At 57.8% G+C, this 868-nt stretch carries 1 protein-coding gene and 1 pseudogene; both read right to left on the bottom strand.

The genetic code is table 11. The annotated features are described in order from the left end of the window. Positions 1-169: pseudogene (locus NW820_RS12885) on the bottom strand (ribulose-phosphate 3-epimerase); the annotation flags it as partial. Positions 170-262: 93 nt separating this feature from the next. Then, positions 263-574: a hypothetical protein gene (locus tag NW820_RS12880; protein WP_414407705.1), complete on the bottom strand. Its 312-nt coding sequence runs from the start codon at positions 572-574 to the stop codon at positions 263-265. Positions 575-868 lie beyond the last annotated feature (294 nt).

Below are 868 nucleotides of genomic sequence, written 5' to 3'. Positions count from 1 at the left end.
TGGTGATATTGGGCACAAAGCGGCCATCCATGACATCCACATGGATCCAGTCGGCTCCTGCCTCATCCACCGCCCGCACTTCCTCTCCCAAGCGGCTGAAATCCGCCGAAAGAATTGAAGGGGCGATCACAATCGGCTTCTGCCCAGAGGTTGCTGACGGCTGCACCATGGTGGGTATCAGGAATGTCAAAGAAAGCTGCTCCTCTATGGTACGGGGTTTGATCCCCTTTGCAAAGCGTCATATCCCCTCTCAGCTTGGCACTCAAGGCTCCAGGGGGGACGTGGACTCTGGCGACAGGATCCCGTTCGCGTTGGCGGAACGGAGTCCTTTCAAGCTCGCATCGCCGGGCCACAGACCCTGCAAGACTTGGGCAACACGGTGCCAGGGATCCAGCCGTTCCGTTCGCGTTGGCGGGACGGAGCCCTGGCTGCTTTGAGGCTCTGGAGAAGACTGCTCAGAGGGAGCGGGATCCCTTTCCTCCAGCCTCAGGGAAAGCTGCTGCAACTGCATGTAGATGCTGTTCACGGCCAACATGGCCAAGACCGTGCCGAAAAACTTGGTGCGGGATCCCATGGGCCAACCCCTGTGCGAAAACAAAGATACGGTTGTTGCGGGTGCGCTAGCTCCACCTTAGCTTACGGGTTTGGCTTGCCGTTCGGAGAAAATATTGATGTTCGCGTCGGCCTTGCAAAGCCCCACGGTCAAGATTTCCCAACAAGACAATGACTGCCCCCCAAAAGCCAACCTATCATCACCTGCACACCGCCCTTTGGGTGAGCGATCTGGCCAGAGCCGAACATTTTTACGGAACGGTGCTTGGGATCCCCAAGGTGGAACGGTTGCCGTTTGACTTTCCCGGCGCTTGGT

The sequence above is a fragment of the Synechococcus sp. R55.7 genome (genome assembly GCF_047461955.1).
Taxonomy (GTDB): Bacteria; Cyanobacteriota; Cyanobacteriia; order Thermostichales; family Thermostichaceae; genus Thermostichus.
This window is presented reverse-complemented; position numbering and strand designations above follow the sequence as displayed.

Excerpts from the sequence above, each read along its gene's own strand:
- NW820_RS12880 (WP_414407705.1), bottom strand. The coding sequence starts at position 574 with ATGGGATCCCGCACCAAGTTTTTCGGCACGGTCTTGGCCATGTTGGCC.